Genomic DNA, 15,604 nt, shown 5'->3' on the forward strand with positions numbered 1-15,604 from the left:
ATAAATTATGCAGGTGCTAGAGTTAATTGTAAAATCAGGAAAGAATTGAATTTATTGGGGTTGCAGATTGGAAACATTAAACAATGGGTCAGAATTCATTTGGTATGAGCCTAGCTTACTCAATGTCCCACCAGAAATGTGTTTTGAAGCCCCATATTGGTTTGTGCAGGACAAAATAACCGGTAGTGCAAAAGGACGAGGCACCACTTGGTTTGTACAACTTGATGGTTTACAAGCTGCACTGCGCCATTATCGTCGTGGCGGGTTATTTGGCAAATTAGTTAAAGATCAGTACTGGTTTTCTGGTTGGCAGAACACCCGTAGTTATCAAGAGTATAAGTTGCTACAGCATCTGCGTGAGCAAGGAGTTAACGTCCCCAGACCTATTGCCGCTAAGGCCGATAAATTTGGCCCTTTTTATACCGCGGATTTATTGAGTGAAAGAATACCAAATGCTCAAGACTTAGTGGCACAACTACAACACTCACCGTTAAGTTCTGATATATATCAGTCTATTGGCAGGCAAATACACAAGCTTCATCAAGCACAAGTTAATCACACCGATCTTAATATTCACAATATCTTGCTTGATAGCAGTGATCAGGTATGGATCATAGATTTTGATAAATGCTATCAACAGGCTGGTGATGATTGGAAGCAGGCGAATTTAGAAAGATTAAAGCGCTCATTCCTAAAGGAAGTACAGCGCTTTTCGATTCACTGGCAAGGGAGTGATTGGGAGCAGTTATTGCTTGGTTATCACGCTAGAGAGAGCGTCTAAGGTTTTGGCTACCGCGCCTTGGTTTTGCGCGACGACTTGATAAGCATTTTTACCCATCTGAATGCGAGAGGTTGAATCTTTAAATAATTGCACAAGATTATCAGTGATTTCGTTTTCAGATTGGCAAATGATTAATGCCTGCTCTTGAATCAACTGATGGGTTATATCTTTAAAGTTAAAGAAACTGGGGCCATTAAGGATTGGTTTTTCTAGAGCCGCAGGTTCTAGCATATTATGTCCACCCACCTTATCACCAATAAGGCTACCTGCCATAAAACATACATCAGCAGCACTGATCAGAGTCAGCATTTCTCCCATAGTATCGCCAAGATAAACTTGAGTATCGGCAGAAACCGCGGCCCTCTCTGTTCTGGAAACCACTTTGAAGTCGTACTCTAACGCTTGCTTAGCGACAGAGGCGAATCTTTCTGGGTGGCGAGGTACCAATATGAGCAAAGCATCAGGGATTTCCTTAAGCAGGTCTTGATGTGCTTTGTAGATAATTTCGTCTTCACCTTCATGGGTACTTGCTGCTATCCAGATAGGTCTTTTAGTTCCTAGTTGTTTACGCAGTTCTTTGCCTTTATGGGTAATATTTGAATGTATTGAAATATCAAATTTTAATGAACCGGTTACCGTAAGTTTATTTGCAGTAATTCCGAGTTGATTGAATCTATCGGCATCATCTGAGTGTTGGCAAAGCACTTGATTGAGGCTCTGTGACATAAGATTAAATACGGACTGAAATTTTTTGTAGCGTTTACTTGAGCGCTCCGATAAACGAGCATTTATCAGTGCTATTGGAATACCTGAATTGGAAGCAGTATTCAGCGTGTTAGGCCAAAGCTCAGTTTCCATGATTAACATACAGCTTGGTTTTACTCTTTTTATAAAGCCTCTAATGCACCAGCTAAAGTCTACGGGCATATATCTATGCTCAGCAATATCGGACAGTTTTTTTGCCTGTTCCGCACCCGTAGTTGTGGTGGTGGTGATCAGAATGCTTCGTTCAGGATATTTATTTTTGATGGCTTGAATCAAGGGAATAGCGGCGATGGTTTCCCCGACCGAAACGGTATGAATCCAAATGGGCTGCGAGCCTGATAATTTTGGGGTAATCCCAAAATATTCTATCCAACGTTTTCCTACACTTGGCTTACCTTCTTTCTTTCTTAACAGCGACATGAAAAGCAAAGGGCTTAAAAGTGTAAGAAGAGTGGTATAGAACGCTCTGATAAAATATTTCATGGTCATTTGCAGCTTAGTATCTATGCAGTGAGGTTAAGATAGGCGCATTTACGCAACATCTTAAGTTACAATACATAAGTGAGATCAGGTAAGTGATGAGTAAAAATCTATACTATTTATATGTATTAAGACAGCTTTTTCAAATTGCATACATCCGTATACTGTAAGAGTACACTGGTGATATCAATAACTTGGATATTTGCTAGTGCAATTGTCACTTGTTTGACTAAAGCTGACTTTATGCAGTGTAACATAGATAAGACATTTCAAAATTTGATGTGCTGCTTATGACACATCCCAACTTGAATATTAATGAGTAACTAAATGAACAGTGTTTTGGACTTAATAGGCAGAAAAAAAGAGTTATTTTCTGGTGATATCGAATCAAAAGCTAAAGAGTTGAGTCAGATTGTTTCTGAATCTCGATTCTTAGTTCTCGGCGGTGCGGGCTCAATCGGCCAAGCGGTAACGAAAGAGATTTTCAAACGTAACCCGAAAAAGTTGCATGTTGTTGATATTAGTGAAAACAACATGGTTGAACTCGTTCGAGATATTCGCAGTTCATTTGGTTATATCGATGGAGATTTTCAAACCTTCGCATTAGATATTGGCTCATTAGAGTATGACGCATTTATAAAAGCCGACGGTAAATTTGATTATGTGTTGAACCTATCAGCTTTGAAGCACGTTCGAAGTGAAAAAGATCCTTTTACCTTGATGCGAATGATAGATGTAAACGTATTTAATACAGATAAAACTATCCAGCAGTCAATAGATGCTGGGGTTAAAAAGTATTTCTGTGTTTCTACAGATAAAGCCGCCAACCCAGTAAATATGATGGGGGCATCTAAGCGCATTATGGAAATGTTTTTGATGCGTAAGAGTGAGAATATTGCTATTTCAACCGCTCGCTTTGCTAATGTAGCGTTTTCTGATGGCTCACTACTACATGGCTTTAACCAACGCATACAAAAGCATCAGCCTATTGTTGCCCCAAATGATATCAAGCGCTACTTTGTGACTCCTCAAGAATCTGGTGAGCTCTGTTTGATGTCTTGTATCTTTGGTGAAAATAGAGATATTTTCTTTCCGAAATTGAGTGAAGCTCTGCATCTAATTTCTTTTGCTAATATCGCTATTAAATATCTTGAGAAGCTGGGGTATGAACCTCACCTTTGTAGCTCCGAAGAAGAAGCTCGTGAACTTGCTAAAACTTTGCCTCAACAAGGCAAATGGCCATGTTTGTTTACTGAGAGTGATACTACTGGTGAGAAGGATTTTGAGGAATTCTTTACCGATCAAGAAACCCTAGATATGTCTCGATTTGAAAATCTAGGAATCATTAAAAATGATCCGCTCTATGAGCAAGAACTACTAACTTTATTTGAAAACAGCATCGCGACAATGAAAAAGAATAAAGCTTGGAGTAAAGAGCAAATAGTTGATCTCTTCTTTACCATGATCCCTGATTTTGGGCATAAAGAAACGGGAAAATATTTAGATAGTAAGATGTAAGTGGAGCGCGTCATGAAAGAAACATCAATTGTTGAGTTTGTACGAGATATATACCAAACCAATGACTTTATTCCATTGCATGCCCCTACTTTTAACGGGAATGAGAAAGCCTATGTAATGGAAACGTTAGACAGTACTTTTGTTTCTAGCGTAGGCAAATTTGTCGATGATTTTGAAAAAAAGATTGAAGAATATACAGGCTCAGCAAAAGCAGTAGCGACAGTTAATGGCACTGCTGCTTTGCACGCAGCGTTATATATGGCAGGTGTTAAACAGGGTGATCTTGTTATTACTCAAGCTCTGACATTTGTGGCCACTTGTAATGCGCTTCACCACATGGGAGCAGAGCCGATATTTGTGGATGTTTCCCCTGTAAGTTTAGGACTTTGTCCGAAAGCGGTGGATGAGTATCTTAATGAGTATGCTGAGCAAACAGAAGCAGGCTGCGTTCATAAGACGACAGGTCAACGTATCCAAGCGGTTGTACCTATGCATACCTTTGGGCACCCTGTTGAGCTTGATGAATTGCTTGCGGTTTGCTTGAAGTGGAATATTACTTTGGTTGAAGATGCAGCGGAAAGCCTTGGTTCTTTTTATAAAGGTAGGCACACAGGTACGATTGGTGACTTTGGCGCTGTCAGTTTTAATGGTAATAAAGTGATTACCACTGGTGGTGGCGGCATGGTGCTTTGTAAGACCCTGGAGCTAGGCCAAAGAACGAAACACATCACTACAACAGCGAAAGTCCCTCATCCTTATGAGTTTTTTCATGATGAAGCCGGTTTTAACTACCGAATGCCTAACCTGAATGCGGCCTTAGGTTGTGCTCAGATGGAAGTACTTGAAAATTATTTAGAGAAAAAAAGACGACTTGCTGACGCATATAAAGCATTTTTCGAGAAGTCAGAGTTTAAGTTTGTCGTTGAACCTGAGTATGCACAGTCTAACTATTGGTTGAATGCCATAATTTGTCCAGATAAGCAAAGTAGAGAGGGCATGTTAAGCGTTACCAATGCTGCTGGTGTGATGACTCGTCCAATTTGGCAATTAATGCATCGTTTACCTATGTTTAAAAATGCCATGCGTGGAGACTTAAGCTATTCAGAATTTATTGAAGCGCACTTAATTAATATTCCAAGCACGCCAGTTTCTTTCGTATCTAAGTGAGATATTTATGATGCAGACTCATAAAAATGTAGCGGTTTTTACTGGTACACGAGCAGAATACGGTCTGCTTTTTTGGTTACTTAAAGATATAGAAAGTGATTCAGAGTTAACACTCCAGCTATTGGTTTCTGGGATGCATTTGTCGCCCGACTTTGGTGACACCTACCAGCAGATTGAGAGTGATGGCTTTAAGATTGATGAAAAAATAGAGATATTATTATCATCAGACTCTGCTGTTGGAACGGCAAAAAGCATGGGGCTTGGTGTTTTAGGTTTTGCCGATGCATTAGCTCGAATGCAGCCCGATGTATTGATTGTTTTGGGCGATCGCTTTGAAGCTCTAGCGGCTGCGCAAACCGCGATGATATTACGTATTCCAATTATACACCTTCATGGTGGTGAAATAACGGAAGGTGCTTATGACGATGCGATTCGCCATGCAATTACTAAATTAAGCTATCTTCATGGCACGTCTACCGATGAATATCGGCAGCGAGTTATTCAACTAGGGGAATCTCCAGATAGAGTACGAAATGTAGGCGCTATTGGATTGGATCATCTAAACCGAGCTTCTTTTATGAGTATATTGGAGCTAAGTGAATCCTTAAAATTTCAATTAGTTAATCCTTATTTTGTTGTGACGTATCATCCGGTGACTCTCGGTGATGAATCACCGGAAGAGAGTTTTCAGTCTTTGCTTGATGCTTTAGATGAGTATCCAGAACACCAAGTGATATTGACCTATCCGAATGCTGATGATGGTGGGCGCCGTATTATTCCATTATTAGAAAACTATGCTGCTAAGCGGCCTAATCGGGTATTAGCTATTCCATCTTTAGGGCAGGTTCGCTATTTAAGTGCGATAAAGCATGCTGCAGCAGTCATTGGTAATTCGTCTAGTGGGATTATTGAGGTACCTGCATTTGATGTCCCGACCGTGAATATCGGTTTGAGACAAAAAGGACGTTTGGCGGCTAAAAGTGTTCTTAATGTTGATGCAACGAAAGAATCTATCATTCGTGCAATAAAAATGGCGGTAAGTCGTGAGTATAAGAGTGATGGTGAATTGATCGTTAATCCATACGGACAAGGTGATACTAGTGCTCAAGTGATTGATATGATTAAGACATTGCAGTTTGAACCTTGTAAATCATTTTTTGATTTGAATGTAGAAATTGAGTGAGATAACTATGACTTTAATTATCGCAGAAGCGGGTGTAAATCATAATGGCCAAGAAAAATTAGCTTTTTCGTTAGTTGATGCCGCTCATAAAGCAGGTGCAGATATTGTTAAATTTCAAACATTTAAAGCTAAAAATTTAGTTACAGAAGAAGCCAAGCAAGCTGAATATCAAGTAGCAAATACGCAGAAACAAGAATCGCAGTTAGCCATGTTGAGCCGTTTAGAGCTTTCATATGAAGTGCATCACGAACTTGTTAAATATTGCAACTCTTTAGGTATTGAGTTTTTATCAACAGCATTTGACCTTGAGAGCTTAGATTTTCTAGTAAATGATTTAGGATTAACTCGATTGAAATTACCTTCAGGCGAACTCACTAATGCGCCTCTGGTATTAAGGCATGCTCGTACGGGGTGCGATCTTATTGTTTCTACAGGCATGGCTACACTTTCTGATATTGAAACGGCATTGGGTGTCATTGCCTTCGGTTATACCGCGGATATAAATGCAGAGCCTTCAATACTAGGTTTTCAAGAAGCTTATGCGTCAGAAGCAGGACAAAAAGCATTAAAAGAGAAAGTGACGATACTTCATTGTACAACTGAATATCCTGCCCCAATGGAAGAGATTAACCTGAAGGCTATGGATACCCTTGGCAGAGCATTTGATTTAGCGGCTGGTTATTCAGATCATAGCGAAGGTATCACTATTCCTATTGCCGCTGTTGCACGTGGCGCAGTATTGATTGAAAAGCATTTTACATTAGATAAAAACATGGAAGGTCCAGATCATAAAGCCTCTTTAGAGCCAAGTGAGTTGTCCGTAATGGTTAAGGCTATTAGGCAAATTGAACTGGCTTTAGGAAGTAGTGTAAAAACGCCAACTAAATCTGAAATAAAAAATAAAGTAGTGGCACGGAAGAGTTTAGTGGCAGCTGTAGATATAAAGTCTGGTGACGTGTTTTCTGATTTAAATCTCACTATAAAACGACCTGGTACAGGTTTGTCACCTTATAAATATTGGGATCTTCTGGGTTGTAAGGCGGCTAAAAATTATAAAGCTGGAGAGCTGATCATTGAGTGATTGTGATAATGCCAAGTTACCAATTGTTATTATTGGTGGCGGAGGTCACGCATCAGTTTTAGCGGATATTCTATTGCAGCAACAACGAGAAATTGTTGCGATAGTATGCCCTGATGATATTAACCAAAGAGCGATATTCTCCGGAATAACACACCTTAAAAGAGATGCCGATATCTCTCGTTTCTCAGCAGATAGCGTGAGCTTAGTTAATGGGATAGGTTTGATGCCTAAGTCTAGTTTCAGGCGAAAACTAAATGAAACTTTTCTTTCTCTTGGCTATCGTTTTGAAACAGTAATATCTGATAGTGCTATAGTTTCTCCTTTTTGTAGGCTCGAAGTTGGAGCTCAGATTCTCCCTATGTCAGTTATTCAGGCAGGAGCAACTATCGGCAGTCATAGCATAATTAATACTGGTGCTATCGTTGAGCATGACTGTAGCGTTGGCTCATATAATCATATTGCACCAAGAGCAACACTCTGTGGTGATGTTGAAACAGAAACGAATGTATATATTGGAGCTAATGCAACTGTGATTCAGGGGATTTCTGTAGGTAATGGAGCTGTAGTTGGTGCTGGGGCTTGCCTAACAAGAGACCTTGCTTCTGATATGATAGCTTACCCAGCAAAGATAACGACTAAATAACATTCATTAAAGTGAAAGGTACAGAATGAGTCATTCCTGGCAAAAAACGCTAATTACCGAATTAAGTACAATTAAACAAGCATTGGAAATTATTAATAGTGAAGCTTTGCGTGTTGCTGTCGTAGTTGATGAAAATAAGAGACTACAAGGAATGGTGACTGATGGCGATATTAGACGAGGTCTGCTCAATAATTTAACATTGACAGATCCTGTTGCGAAAATAATGAACTCTAACCCAGTAACTGCAGTAGTCGGAACCTCAAAAGAGCAATTAGTTGCTTTAATGGATAATCATCAGATCTTATCAGTTCCATTAATCGATGAAGATGGTGTGATTCTAGGCTTAGAAACTCTGCATAGTGCAATGCGTAAAGAGTGCCATCAAAACCCTATCTTTATTATGGCGGGGGGATTTGGCACGCGATTAAAGCCATTAACAGATACTTGTCCTAAACCAATGCTGAAAATTGGTGGAAAACCAATTTTAGAAACGGTAATTAATAGTTTTATAAAAGCCGGATTTGTGAATTTCTATATTTCTACTCACTATATGCCAGAACAAATAGAGAGCTATTTTGGGGATGGTAGTGATTTAGGAGTAAATATTGAATATGTTTACGAAGAGAACCCACTTGGTACTGGTGGTGCATTAGGTTTGTTACCTCATGATTTACCAGATGATTTACCGTTAATCATGATAAACGGTGATGTGCTGACTAAAGTTAACTTTCAACGCTTATTAGATTTTCATATTGATAATAATGCAGATGCTACCATGTGTGTCAGGGAGTATGACTACCAAATCCCTTATGGAGTCATAAACGGTGAAGGTAATAAAATAACCAGTATGGTTGAAAAGCCTGTGCAACGTTTCTTTATTAATGCAGGGATATATGTAGTATCACCTAAGATTTTCAAATCAGTACCTAAAAATCATAAAATAGATATGCCTACATTACTAGAACAGCATATGGCACTAGATAGTGACGTACTAATGTTCCCTATACATGAGTATTGGTTAGATATTGGCCGAATGGATGATTTTAATAGGGCACAGTCAGATATTTTAGGCTTAGGAGTCTTATAGTGATAGATGGTAAAAAGGTTATAGCTCTTATTCCTGCTAGGGGCGGAAGTAAGCGATTACCAAGAAAAAATATACTCTCATTAGCGGGAAAGCCCTTAATTAACTGGACAATTGAAGCTGCTCGTAAATGTTCATATATTGATGAGATTATTGTTAGTACCGATGATCAAGATATTATGGATGTTGCGGTTGATTGCGGAGCTGTGGTTCCAGAGTTAAGACCTAAGGCATTATCAAGCGATGAAGCTAAAACAGAAGATGTCGTATTTTATACACTAGAGAAATTCGCTCAGGATGCGGATATATTGATTCTATTGCAGCCAACATCACCACTAAGACAGGCTAAGCATATAGAGCAAGCACTCGATCTATTTATAGAGAAAGAGGCGTTTTCAATTGTGTCTGTAACACCATGTGAACATTCGCCTTTATGGTCCAATACGCTTCCTGAAGATCACTGTTTAGGTAGTTTTATCTCTGACAATGCAAATAAAAGATCTCAGGAACTAGGTGATTATTACCGATTAAATGGTGCTATTTATATATTTGATGTTTCTGAGTTAAAGATACTGGAAAAACTAGCTTATACTGATAATTCGTACGCTTATATTATGAATAACGAAAGTTCTATTGATATTGATAATCAACTGGACTTTGATTTTGCAAGCTTTATTCTGAGCCAGTAATAATCTTAGTTAGGATAGCTTATCTATGATAACGCTATCTAAAGCATCACTTGAAGCGTACCAGAGTTTTAACCTTTCATTGATATACTTTGCCTCATCATCACCAATTAATGTTTTCCTAGCACAGTATTCCTCAAACCCCATACCCGCAGAAGAGAAAAGAGAAATAATATCTGTTTTCTCTTTTTGACCAATCACATAGGCTTCAAGCGGTGTTTGTTCAGATATAATTCTCGCCTGCTGGGAAAGTTCAATGTAGTCATCTTTGCTTTCTTGAGGATGTGGCTTAACGATTACTTCTAATCCTTTTTTATTATAAAAAGAAATTATTTTTTTATATATTTCAATATGCAGATTTGTTGGTAAAGAGAGTCTTTCAAAGTAACCAATAACAGGTTGGGTTGCTAAGATCACATATTGCTTTGGCAGTGACTCTAATTTAAACGTATCATGAATTACTTTAAGAGATTTTTCGTGACTTAAGAAGTCAACTTTAATCCCCTTATCTGATATTTCACTCGGTAAACCTACAGGATTAATTGCATAAATCGCGATGCAATTGGGGTCTTCACCAGCAATCCTTTTATTAGAAAAATTACCATTAAGATAATTAGCAATTGTCTTTGCAAGCGGTAGAGTTCTTCTTGCATAGTTCAATAACCCATCTTCAATGATGCTGTACTTTTCAAATATCAGCCTAAATAGCCTAGCCGTTTTGTTTCTTTCATTAAAAACAAAAAGGGCAGTGACGTCATGTAACTTTAGTGTATCAACCTCTTTTTCAATAAGATCAATAAGTGAGTTTTTGATATACGTAGGGGCAGTTAGTTCTCTCATAGACAAAAAATAAGTGAGTTTGCCTAATAGAGTATACTTCACTTCATTTGCTAGGTGTCTTCTAGAGACCTTAGATACAGTAATATGCTCAGGTAAGTTTTCGAAATCTAAATTTGACTCATCAATATTTTGATGATCGACTAAAAAGACAACATGCGATTTTGTATTCTCAACACAAGCTCTCGATAAGCTAAATAGCAAGTGACGTAATGTTGAACATATATATAATTGCATCTTACTATTTCTTTGTAATAGTGTTAAAAAATTGAAGGTGCTCTTTCACTGTGGTGTCATTACTGAATAGGCTATCAACTCTTTGTTGAGCATTCTGTCCCATAGCAAGGATAAGATCTGGGTTATCAATTAATTTGTTGATAGCATCAGCCAGTTCATTAGAGTTACCTGTATTTACAACATAGCCTGACACACCATCTTCAACTTGCTCTGGTCCACCACCTGTGGTGGTAACAATAGAAGGGGTTCCAACGGCCATCGCCTCTATTACTGCCCTTGAGAAACCTTCACCGCTAATAGATGGTTGTAATTGAATATCCACCATTTTTAATAGTGAAGGAACGTCACTTCTGCTACCTAGTAGGTGAATACGTTCTGACATGTGGCTTCGCTTTATTTCTTCAGCGTGTTGTTCAAATCCATTGCCAGCGAGAAATAGATGAAAATTGGGGTTTGTGACTTTCTCTAAAGATTTCAGTAGTACCGAGATCCCTTTACTTGGACGAACGTTACATGCACATAGTCCAATAATATGCTCGTCAGTAAGATTAAAATCGGCACGTTGAGTTGCAGTTGTTTGATACCAAGCCGATTTATGTCCTTTATAAATTCGTTTTACTGCGACTTTTGAGCTCCAAACTCTAGATTGCACATCTTTTGCCACGGCATCGGCGTTGCAAATAATAGCGTTTACTCTAGGGTGCAGGTGAGTTAAATATGCCGTAGGATCATGGCGATATAAGCCACCAGTAGTCCCTCGGTATGTCACCATTTTTGCTTTTGTACCGATACACCCAAATGCTGCGTTAGGAATAGTCTTTGAATCAAAGGCATAACAGATATCATAATTACCTGAGATAAGTTCTTGTTTGACAAGCTTAATGGTTTTTAAGCAAATTTTCTTAGTTGGGTAGTTATCAATGATTTTCACCCCATTTTGCTTACAAACCTCAGCATATCCAGCATGTTCTTGGGTCATGATTGTCACGTCATGCCCCTTTTTAGCCATAGAGATAAACATTTCGGCTTCGGGTCTAACTGTGTTCATTGGGCCAATATAAGAGCTGAGAACCAATATTTTCATGAGATATTTTCTTTATGTTTATCTAGACCATTTTCACAGCGTTTGAGGCTATTACTTATTGTATTCTCTAGGATCTTATCATTTTGTGTCAGTTGTTCTCTAGAGTTTTCATTGTGGTAAAGATGGTAACCGATACCGGCAAACTTTAGATATAAACGGTTCAAGTTGCTATTAAGCAGTCGATGAACAAACTCGCTATCTTCTCGTCCCCAGCCAACAAAATCTTCATTAAACCCATTGATAGAGAATACATCGTTCCTCCAGAATGACATGTTACAGCTTCTTGTCGATTTTGAGCTATTCCATTTTCGAGAAAAGATTTTAGAGAACACAGGGTTCCAAATGAGGTTTTTTCTATTTTTTATATCGCTAGAAAATAGTGTGGGAAGCTGACCTGACGCAAAGTGAGTGGCTGTGATTTCTTTGCCTAAGGATACTCGCCCAGCTTGAATAAACCATCCTACCTTTGCATTAAGCATGTGATCTTGGATGAAGTGTTTATTTAGAACAATATCACCATCGATAATAATAATATAATCACCGCTTGATTTAGCGATTGCTCTATTCCTGCTCATGGAGGCTCGAAAGCCATCGTCTTCTTGCCAAGAGTGTATTAGTGGAATAGGGAAGCTACTTTGAAATTTACTGATTAACTTCGCCGTGTCAGCACGAGATCCATCATCAGCAATAACAACCTCATCAGGTAAGCGTGTTTGCAATAAAACACTATTCAGCACAGCTTCGAGTGCTTCTTTCCAATTGTAAGTCGTTATTATAAGAGAAGTTTTCATAATAGTTAAAAAGTAGCCTCAATTATGCGTGTAGCGTATTAAATGCTTCAATTGCTCGTTTAGGTGCCAGTTCTTTTAAGCATTTAAGATGCCCATAAGGACACTCTCTTTTAAAGCATGGTCGACAAGAGATATCAGTGTGTAAAATCGCCACTTTGTCAGATAGTGGAGGAGTATAGTCAGGAGAGGTTGAACCATAGATACCTATGACTGAACAGCCTACAGCCGCAGCAATATGCATAGCTCCAGAGTCGTTGCTGACCACAGTATCACAACAGCTTAATAGATCTGTAGCTTCGACAAGACTGGATTTTCCTGCAAGGTTCACCACCTCTTTTTGTAAATTGGAGTCGACATTATTTAGTATTTGAGATGAGGTTAGCTCATCATTTTTAGAACCGAATATCCAAACACTATAACCTAACGGGATTAAATAATTAGTGAGCTCTGCATAATATTCTGGAGGCCACTGTTTAGCCGGTCCAAATTCAGCACCGGGGCAAAGTCCAACAATTGGTCGCTCTAGGTTTAACTTAAACTTAGTTAGAACCTCATCTCTTTGTGCATCAGAAACATTAAGCTCTGGATATGGAAGAGAGCTTAATCCCCCTAAAGATTCGCTCGAGAGCATGGCGACTTTTGGTTGTGATAAAGCACAATAACGCTCAATCATGTATTGAAAGTCTTTACGGTTAGTTCTTATATCAGTAAGGAGTCCAAATCTCATTTCTCCCTTCCAACCAATCCGGTTAGGTATTTTTGCAAAGAATGGGATCAGTGCGGATTTAGCTGAATTTGGCAGAATATAACTATGAGTAAAGTTATGTTTTCTTAGGGCTTTGCCTAATTTATAACGAGTTGCAATATCCAAGGCTCCGTGTCCCAACGGCATTTCTATTGAGCTATGCACTTCGGGCATTCGGTCTAGGATAGGTTTGCACCAAGCAGGCGCTAGAACATGAATTTCTGCGTCTTGATGTTGTTCTTTGAGTTTTTTATATAGGCTTTGAGACATAACCATATCACCAACCCATGATGGTCCAATGATTAATATCTTCATAGGTGAATTAGGCAAGATGGGACTCCTCAACCGTTTTATTTTTTCTATCTGTGTGGTTCTTAACTGTGGTTAATATTAAGCCCACAAAAATCAAATACGTGACGTAGCTACTACCGTTTGTCGCCGGAGTATCCATTAAACTAGCAAAGAAATAAAGCATGGGTGGGGCTGAAAATAAAAGAAAATATTCTTTGTATAATCTCCAACCATAAATTATGGGCATACCGAGCCATAAAAACATAGTTGCGATACCAATAAGCCCAGAAGTAACCCCTTTTTCTATGAAATTATTATGGAAATTCCAGCTTAAAACTTGATGTACGTACGAATTTATTTCTTTATTCTTCAGCATTAAGTCCCAGCGAGCGTGTAGATTATCTTTTCCGTGACCAAAAATAGGTTTCTCTTTCATCATATTGAGGCCAATGGCATAGACTGATAGCCTCAAACCTGCAGAGGTATTATAGTTTCCCTTTTGGATTTGATTCACTTCGGTGACAGTTTCATTATATCTTGACTGTAAGTAAGGTAGAGTAGAAATAATCGCTATAGCAACGACTATTGAACAATAGATAATGAATTTCCAATTAATTTTTTTATACCATATTAAATATAGGGCACAAGAAAAAAATGTGCAGACTAAGGCTATTAGAGGTCCTCGACTTTCCGTTATCAAGAGTGCAATAAACCCAAGGAATGACGATAGAATGAGAATAGCTTTCGCCATATTGTTACTAACATAACGACTGAGTAGCAAAGAAATACTAATTAACAGTGTAATATAAGATGCAAAAGGAATGGCATTTACGGGCCAATATCTACGGTCTATAATATGAATATTTTGATAAAAATAACTAATAAAAGTAGCACTGCTAGATGCTACTAAAAGTAGAATTACAATATTAATAAGACGTAAGTTTTTTAAATTTAAAAAGGTAAATAAAAGTAAAGCGGTTAACAACGCTCTTATTTCACGACTACCAAAACCATGTACTTTATCTGAAATAACCCCAAATAATGCCAAAACTAGAAGCCATTTTAGCCATGGATTGTTACTCCAATTATGCTTTATTGTTGATAATCCATCAGTTATCAAAGATATACAAATACAAAGGCCTAGTATAATAAGTAAAATTTTATCCCCTTTACTAAAAGCAAACATCCCCGTAGCAATCCAGAGTAATGGAATATAAATTAGGTTCTCTGATATTCTCTTTTTTAAAAGCCTCATTTTACTTCAGGCTTCTTATTAGCATATATATAACTGCCATCCTTCTGCGAAAGTAACAACTTCAAGTTCCACATATACTGCTCTGGCTTATCTTCACAACATTGCTCTATAAATTTATTCATCGCTAAAGCATCCCCTTCCGGTGAAGTTGTGGGAAAGTTTTCTAGGGCAGGGTATACATCAATTTCAAATTTCCCAGTTTCAGCATTAAATTCAGTCCATAGCGGGATAACTTGAGAGTTTGTGGCTTTAGCCAAGAATCCCATAACTGGCAGTGTCGCTTTAGTTGTGGCACAAAAATCAACAAAAACACTTTTATCTGGGCCATGATCTTGGTCTGGTAAAAAATATCCGGTATAGCCATCATTAATTGCTTTGATGAAAGGTTTTATGCCTCCAGAGCGTTCATAAAGGCGACCGCCATAATGCTTGCGCTGCTTAGACATTGCCCATTCGCTCAGCTGATTTTTTTGACTCTTGACCATGGTACACATTGGGTATCCTTTTGATGCAAGTAGCATTGCGAATACGTCAACAGACCAAGTGTGAGGAACCAAAAAAATGACATTTTGCTTAGCTTCTTTTAGCTTGGTGAAATGCTCTATACCATTAACTACTGTATTACGGTCTAACCAGCTTCGGCTACGCAATGTTAGTAATGGAAAGCGCATTAAATAGGTTCCTGCAGTAGTCAGCATCTTAGAGATAATCTGCTCTCTTTTTCTGCTAGGCATGTCAGGATAACAATAGCTAAGATTGACTCTTGCTCTTTGTGCTTGTCCGCGAGTTTTCGAGCTGATTTTTTTAGCTGCATACGAAGCTAACTTGCGATGCAGTGCAATAGGTAAAAAGCTAAATGGAATAGAAAACAGAATCCCTAGCCAAGTCGTCCAGAATTTAGGGGCAAGAAAAGACCATTTAAATTCTGGGTTATAGGCTTTAGGATCAAAATCATTACGAGTTTCTTTCATTGTTC

Annotated in this window: 15 protein-coding genes; 8 read left to right on the forward strand and 7 right to left on the reverse strand. The window is 38.4% G+C overall.

Features of this window, described 5'->3' with window-relative positions; translation table 11 throughout:
* The first annotated feature begins 67 nt into the window (after positions 1–67).
* Positions 68–781, forward strand: a complete 714-nt coding sequence (locus OCU38_RS00695; protein ID WP_261823410.1) for a 3-deoxy-D-manno-octulosonic acid kinase — start codon at positions 68–70, stop codon at positions 779–781.
* Here OCU38_RS00695 and waaA read toward each other — a convergent pair.
* The gene (gene waaA / locus OCU38_RS00700; protein ID WP_261823411.1) at positions 746–2,029 is read right to left on the reverse strand and encodes a lipid IV(A) 3-deoxy-D-manno-octulosonic acid transferase; all 1,284 of its coding nucleotides are present in this window, start codon (positions 2,027–2,029) and stop codon (positions 746–748) included. The genes OCU38_RS00695 and waaA overlap by 36 nt on opposite strands.
* A gap of 324 nt (positions 2,030–2,353) precedes the next feature.
* Here waaA and OCU38_RS00705 point away from each other — a divergent pair, with 324 nt between their 5' ends.
* From OCU38_RS00705 to OCU38_RS00735, 7 genes are read left to right on the forward strand one after another with little or no spacing between them, the layout of a single operon-like run.
* Positions 2,354–3,544, forward strand: coding sequence for a UDP-N-acetylglucosamine 4,6-dehydratase (locus OCU38_RS00705; protein ID WP_261823412.1), 1,191 nt, complete (start codon positions 2,354–2,356; stop codon positions 3,542–3,544).
* Positions 3,545–3,556: 12 nt separating this feature from the next.
* A complete protein-coding gene (locus tag OCU38_RS00710) occupies positions 3,557–4,711 on the forward strand; it encodes a LegC family aminotransferase (RefSeq protein WP_261823413.1) in 1,155 nt (384 codons plus the stop codon).
* 10 nt (positions 4,712–4,721) lie between these two features.
* Positions 4,722–5,894: a UDP-N-acetylglucosamine 2-epimerase gene (gene neuC, locus OCU38_RS00715; protein ID WP_261824212.1), complete on the forward strand. Its 1,173-nt coding sequence runs from the start codon at positions 4,722–4,724 to the stop codon at positions 5,892–5,894.
* 7 nt (positions 5,895–5,901) lie between these two features.
* The gene (gene neuB / locus OCU38_RS00720) at positions 5,902–6,975 is read left to right on the forward strand and encodes an N-acetylneuraminate synthase (protein WP_261823414.1); all 1,074 of its coding nucleotides are present in this window, start codon (positions 5,902–5,904) and stop codon (positions 6,973–6,975) included.
* On the forward strand, positions 6,968–7,618 hold the full coding sequence (locus tag OCU38_RS00725) for an acetyltransferase (RefSeq protein WP_261823415.1): 651 nt from the start codon (positions 6,968–6,970) through the stop codon (positions 7,616–7,618). The genes neuB and OCU38_RS00725 overlap by 8 nt, the downstream gene beginning before the upstream one ends.
* Positions 7,619–7,643: 25 nt before the next feature.
* Positions 7,644–8,705, forward strand: a complete 1,062-nt coding sequence (locus tag OCU38_RS00730) for a nucleotidyltransferase family protein (protein ID WP_261823416.1) — start codon at positions 7,644–7,646, stop codon at positions 8,703–8,705.
* Complete coding sequence (locus OCU38_RS00735) at positions 8,705–9,391, forward strand: acylneuraminate cytidylyltransferase family protein (RefSeq protein WP_261823417.1); 687 nt, start codon at positions 8,705–8,707, stop codon at positions 9,389–9,391. The genes OCU38_RS00730 and OCU38_RS00735 overlap by 1 nt, the downstream gene beginning before the upstream one ends.
* A 9-nt stretch (positions 9,392–9,400) precedes the next feature.
* Here OCU38_RS00735 and OCU38_RS00740 read toward each other — a convergent pair whose 3' ends face one another.
* Genes OCU38_RS00740 through lpxM form a run of 6 tightly spaced genes read right to left on the reverse strand, consistent with a single transcriptional unit; the run spans position 9,401 to position 15,599 of the window.
* A complete protein-coding gene (locus OCU38_RS00740; RefSeq protein WP_261823418.1) occupies positions 9,401–10,462 on the reverse strand; it encodes an alpha-2,8-polysialyltransferase family protein in 1,062 nt (353 codons plus the stop codon).
* Between the two features lie 4 nt (positions 10,463–10,466).
* A complete protein-coding gene (locus OCU38_RS00745) occupies positions 10,467–11,546 on the reverse strand; it encodes a glycosyltransferase family 4 protein (RefSeq protein WP_261823419.1) in 1,080 nt (359 codons plus the stop codon).
* Positions 11,543–12,337, reverse strand: coding sequence for a glycosyltransferase family 2 protein (locus OCU38_RS00750; protein ID WP_261823420.1), 795 nt, complete (start codon positions 12,335–12,337; stop codon positions 11,543–11,545). Before OCU38_RS00750 ends, OCU38_RS00745 begins: the two co-directional genes overlap by 4 nt.
* A gap of 22 nt (positions 12,338–12,359) precedes the next feature.
* Positions 12,360–13,397 (reverse strand): lipopolysaccharide heptosyltransferase II, encoded by a 1,038-nt coding sequence (gene waaF, locus OCU38_RS00755; protein ID WP_261824213.1) that lies wholly within the window; start codon positions 13,395–13,397, stop codon positions 12,360–12,362.
* Positions 13,398–13,404: 7 nt separating this feature from the next.
* On the reverse strand, positions 13,405–14,628 hold the full coding sequence (locus OCU38_RS00760) for an O-antigen ligase family protein (protein WP_261823421.1): 1,224 nt from the start codon (positions 14,626–14,628) through the stop codon (positions 13,405–13,407).
* Positions 14,625–15,599, reverse strand: a complete 975-nt coding sequence (gene lpxM, locus OCU38_RS00765; protein ID WP_261823422.1) for a lauroyl-Kdo(2)-lipid IV(A) myristoyltransferase — start codon at positions 15,597–15,599, stop codon at positions 14,625–14,627. The genes OCU38_RS00760 and lpxM overlap by 4 nt, the downstream gene beginning before the upstream one ends.
* Positions 15,600–15,604 lie beyond the last annotated feature (5 nt).

Source organism: Vibrio neonatus (assembly GCF_024346975.1).
Lineage (GTDB): Bacteria > Pseudomonadota > Gammaproteobacteria > Enterobacterales > Vibrionaceae > Vibrio > Vibrio neonatus.

Coding starts and splice junctions, on each gene's coding strand:
- OCU38_RS00705 (WP_261823412.1), top strand. CDS start 2,354: ATGAACAGTGTTTTGGACTTAATAGGCAGAAAAAAAGAGTTATTTTCT.
- OCU38_RS00760 (WP_261823421.1), bottom strand. CDS start 14,628: ATGAGGCTTTTAAAAAAGAGAATATCAGAGAACCTAATTTATATTCCA.
- lpxM (WP_261823422.1), bottom strand. CDS start 15,599: ATGAAAGAAACTCGTAATGATTTTGATCCTAAAGCCTATAACCCAGAA.
- OCU38_RS00745 (WP_261823419.1), bottom strand. CDS start 11,546: ATGAAAATATTGGTTCTCAGCTCTTATATTGGCCCAATGAACACAGTT.
- neuB (WP_261823414.1), top strand. CDS start 5,902: ATGACTTTAATTATCGCAGAAGCGGGTGTAAATCATAATGGCCAAGAA.
- waaA (WP_261823411.1), bottom strand. CDS start 2,029: ATGAAATATTTTATCAGAGCGTTCTATACCACTCTTCTTACACTTTTA.
- OCU38_RS00710 (WP_261823413.1), top strand. CDS start 3,557: ATGAAAGAAACATCAATTGTTGAGTTTGTACGAGATATATACCAAACC.
- OCU38_RS00740 (WP_261823418.1), bottom strand. CDS start 10,462: ATGCAATTATATATATGTTCAACATTACGTCACTTGCTATTTAGCTTA.
- OCU38_RS00730 (WP_261823416.1), top strand. CDS start 7,644: ATGAGTCATTCCTGGCAAAAAACGCTAATTACCGAATTAAGTACAATT.
- neuC (WP_261824212.1), top strand. CDS start 4,722: ATGCAGACTCATAAAAATGTAGCGGTTTTTACTGGTACACGAGCAGAA.
- OCU38_RS00750 (WP_261823420.1), bottom strand. CDS start 12,337: ATGAAAACTTCTCTTATAATAACGACTTACAATTGGAAAGAAGCACTC.
- waaF (WP_261824213.1), bottom strand. CDS start 13,397: ATGAAGATATTAATCATTGGACCATCATGGGTTGGTGATATGGTTATG.